Origin of the sequence: Protofrankia sp. CiT1 (genome assembly GCF_917627335.1) — a bacterium.
GTDB lineage: Bacteria > Actinomycetota > Actinomycetes > Frankiales > Frankiaceae > Protofrankia.
This window is the reverse complement of sequence record NZ_CAKJTP010000264.1, coordinates 1-3,265: the sequence shown is the minus strand read 5'-3', so window position 1 is coordinate 3,265 and position 3,265 is coordinate 1. Positions and strand designations below refer to the sequence as shown.

3 protein-coding genes, 1 pseudogene and 1 CRISPR repeat array are annotated in these 3,265 nt (G+C 68.3%); of the genes and pseudogenes, 2 read left to right on the top strand and 2 right to left on the bottom strand.

Annotated elements, in window-relative coordinates; all coding sequences use genetic code 11:
- Nucleotides 1–1,570, top strand: a pseudogene (locus MJ785_RS22080) (hypothetical protein); the annotation flags it as partial.
- Between the two features lie 60 nt (nt 1,571–1,630).
- On the opposite strand, the gene MJ785_RS21195 reads toward MJ785_RS22080, so the two are convergent.
- Together MJ785_RS21195 and MJ785_RS21190 are read right to left on the bottom strand one after the other, a co-directional pair.
- Nucleotides 1,631–1,933 (bottom strand): hypothetical protein, encoded by a 303-nt coding sequence (locus tag MJ785_RS21195; protein WP_239382572.1) that lies wholly within the window; start codon nt 1,931–1,933, stop codon nt 1,631–1,633.
- Between the two features lie 21 nt (nt 1,934–1,954).
- Nucleotides 1,955–2,155 (bottom strand): hypothetical protein, encoded by a 201-nt coding sequence (locus MJ785_RS21190; protein WP_239382570.1) that lies wholly within the window; start codon nt 2,153–2,155, stop codon nt 1,955–1,957.
- A gap of 136 nt (nt 2,156–2,291) precedes the next feature.
- On the opposite strand from MJ785_RS21190, the gene MJ785_RS21185 reads away from it, so the two are divergent.
- Nucleotides 2,292–2,699 carry a transposase gene (locus tag MJ785_RS21185; RefSeq protein WP_370653022.1) on the top strand — a complete coding sequence of 136 codons (408 nt, stop codon included), beginning with the start codon at nt 2,292–2,294 and terminating at the stop codon, nt 2,697–2,699.
- Between the two features lie 42 nt (nt 2,700–2,741).
- Nucleotides 2,742–3,257: a CRISPR direct-repeat array (repeat unit 28 nt; unit sequence GGAAGATCCCCGCGCGTGCGGGGACGAC).
- Nucleotides 3,258–3,265 lie beyond the last annotated feature (8 nt).

The following is a 3,265-nucleotide window of genomic DNA, read 5'->3' as shown; positions in this document are numbered from 1 at the left end:
CCGGGTGCTGGTGGTGGTCGACCAGCTGGAGGAACTGTTCGCCCCCGGTGTTCCCGATCGCGACCGGCACGCCTTCGTCCACGCCCTGCACGCCCTGGCTGCCGGGGATGAGCCGGGGGGCCGTCCCCCGGTCGGGCTGGTCGTGCTCGGTCTCCGCGCGGATTTCTACGGTCACGCCACCGCGTTCCCCCCGCTGGCCGCAGCCCTGGACCGGGCGCAGGTCGTGGTCGGTCCGATGAGCCGGGACGAACTCGTCGACGCGGTGGGCCGGCCCGCCCGGGACGCTGGCCTTGAGCCCGAAGACGACCTGGTCGATCTGCTGCTGCGCGATGTCGGCGCCACCACCGCGGGTACCCCGGCCGCGGAGGTCCGGTCCTACCCGGCCGGGGTCCTGCCGTTGCTGTCGCATGCCCTGCTTGCGACCTGGCAGCATCGCGACGGCCGCTATCTGACCATCAGCGGCTACCTGGCTACCGGTGGCGTGCACCAGGCTGTCGCGACCACCGCGGAACATGCCTACGCCACTCTTGGCCCCGCGGCCCGACGGAGCGCACGCCGGCTGTTGCTCGGTCTGGTCCAGGTGGGCATCGATGGCACCGACGACACCCGACGCCAACGCGATCTTGACCGTCTTCTCGCAGACGCTCCCGATGCCGGGCAGGCGGCTGCCGTGGTGGCGGCGTTCACCGCGCCCACCGTCCGGCTGTTGACGACCGGGCATAATCCGGTCACGGGGCTGCGCACGGTGCAGATCAGCCATGAAGCGCTGCTGCGGGCCTGGCCCACCCTCCGCAATTGGATCAATGAGGATCGTGCGGGTCTCCTGGTCGAGCAGCGCCTCGCCGAGGACGCCCACGTCTGGAACGCCCACCACCGTGACCCAGACCTGGTGTACCGCGGTGCCCGTCTCGCCGCCGCTCGGGACCGTGCCGCCGAGGCCACCGGCGGCGTCCAGCTTCCTGAGGTCAGCGCGGATTTTCTCGCGGCCAGTATCGCGGCCGACAGCGCTCGCCGTAGCGTGGAGCAGCGCCGTGCCCGCCACGCCCGGCAGGTCATCGTGGCTATGGCTGTCCTGCTCGTTGTGTCTCTCGTCGCAGTGGGAATCGCCGCGTATCAATGCCGGCGGGCCGCCCGTCAACGGAACATCGCTGCAGAACAGCAGCGTGCGGCAACCGCCCGGAGCATGCTCGCCGACGCCAACGCGATCCGTGACCGCGACCCGCGGAAAGCCCTCCAGCTCGCACTCGCCGCCACCGCCGTCGACGCCCACTCCACCGCCGCCGCCCGGACCAGCCTCATCACCACGCTGACCACCACACTCCGCACGGCCACCCTCACCGGCCACACCGACCAGGTGAACGCGGTGGCGATCACTCCGGACGGCCACCGAGCCATCACCAGCAGCAGCGACCAAACGGCGGTCGTGTGGGACCCGGAGGATCTCATCAATCTTCCCAACAACGTCCCGAGCCGCGCGTGCGCCGCTGCCGGAGGCGGACTCGGCACATCGGCTATGCACCGTCACTGGCACGACTGCGGTTCCATCCAGTGGACGGTGCCCGGCATCTGAGGAAAGAGCGGTTTATCCGCATGTCCCGCACGATCGATGAGAACGGACCGCAGTCTCGCGTCAGGGCCTGTCAAAAATGTCATGTGTGCCGACCCGCAGCCAGACGATGTGTGCCTCGCCGTCCTTCTCCGACTCGCCATAACGGAACAGGGCGCGACCATCGCCTGCCCACGTCATCTCAAAGACCCCAGGCTCCCCGCGGAACCCCTTGACCCGGAGGCTCTTGCGGAAACCGACCCCGGCTTGGAGGTCCTCGACAAACAGGTCACGCGCCCGGAGGAACCGCTCCCGCTGGGCATAGGTGAGCCGTCGGTAGTCAGCCCAAAAGCGATCGAGCGCATCGAAGGTGGGCACACCGAACATGGTAGATGTCCGGTATATACCTCATGCCGTGCGACGCAGCGTCTCCCCATCATCAGCGGTGATCTGTCGCGCGTATGCGTCGAACTCCTCGACCGACCCGAACGACAGGACGTATCCCGCAGCAAGATCCGCATCCGCCTCCGCGAGTACTCTGTCAAGCCATTGCGGAGGATCAACAAGCTCGACATCGCGGAAGGCTGCCAGCAACTCGGGTTCGTCCACGGCGGGCCTCCTCGCTACCGGACTCACCTTGAACGATACCGCGCCCCAGGAGCAGCATGGAACGTGACTGCAATCCGGGTCGGCGTCACGCTTGTCGTCAAGATCGAGAAAAGTAGACTGCCTAAAGCCATAATAGCTGGTCAGAAGGGGTTCACCGTCAGGGAACCGGGGTCCGGCCGCGCACGGCTGGCCCGAAGACGACTACGCCACCCTGATCGTCGCCGCGCACCACCAACTACACGCCCCGATCATCCTGTGCTGGGACAACCTCAACACCCACCGCAGCGCCGCGATGCGTGCGTTCCTCACCCCCCACACCAGCTGGCTGACCGTGGTTCGCCTGCCCGCCTACGCCCCCGACCTCAATCCCGTCGAAGAGGTCTGGGCCCATGTCAAACGCGACCTGGGCAACCACACCCGTGTCACCGTCGACCAACTCACCGCTACGATCAAGACCTTGCTCAAACGCATCCAGTACCGACCCGACCTCATCGCCGGCTTCCTTGGCCAGGCCGGCCTGGCCCCGGATCCACAACCCCCGTAACCAGACCCTGACCATTCAAGCTCTGTATCTTGTGCGGTCATCAGAAGATCTCCCCGCGTGCGGGGACGACACGGGGTAGGCGAACCCGTAGCGCATGACGAGCGGAAGATCCCCGCGCGTGCGGGGACGACAGGTTCTCGTGGGTCGCGACGAGCCCCTCGGGCGGAAGATCCCCGCGCGTGCGGGGACGACAGCTCGCGTTCCGCGCGCGTTTTCTGGATGCGGGGAAGATCCCCGCGCGTGCGGGGACGACGCGCAGCGGTCAGGCGAGGGCGGCCGGGTGTACGGAAGATCCCCGCGCGTGCGGGGACGACCGTGACGTTGCGCCGGCCCGGCCCTGCTCGCGTGGAAGATCCCCGCGCGTGCGGGGACGACACCCGCGGGCGGTGAGTCCGTGCGCGAGCGGCGGGAAGATCCCCGCGCGTGCGGGGACGACTGCACCGCCATCCCGATCCGTAGCCGCGTGAGGGGAAGATCCCCGCGCGTGCGGGGACGACTCCTCGGGCTCCTCAATGGACTGTCCGTGCTGGGGAAGATCCCCGCGCGTGCGGGGACGACCCAGTCGG

Excerpts from the sequence above, each read along its gene's own strand:
- MJ785_RS21195 (WP_239382572.1), bottom strand. The coding sequence starts at position 1,933 with ATGTTCGGTGTGCCCACCTTCGATGCGCTCGATCGCTTTTGGGCTGAC.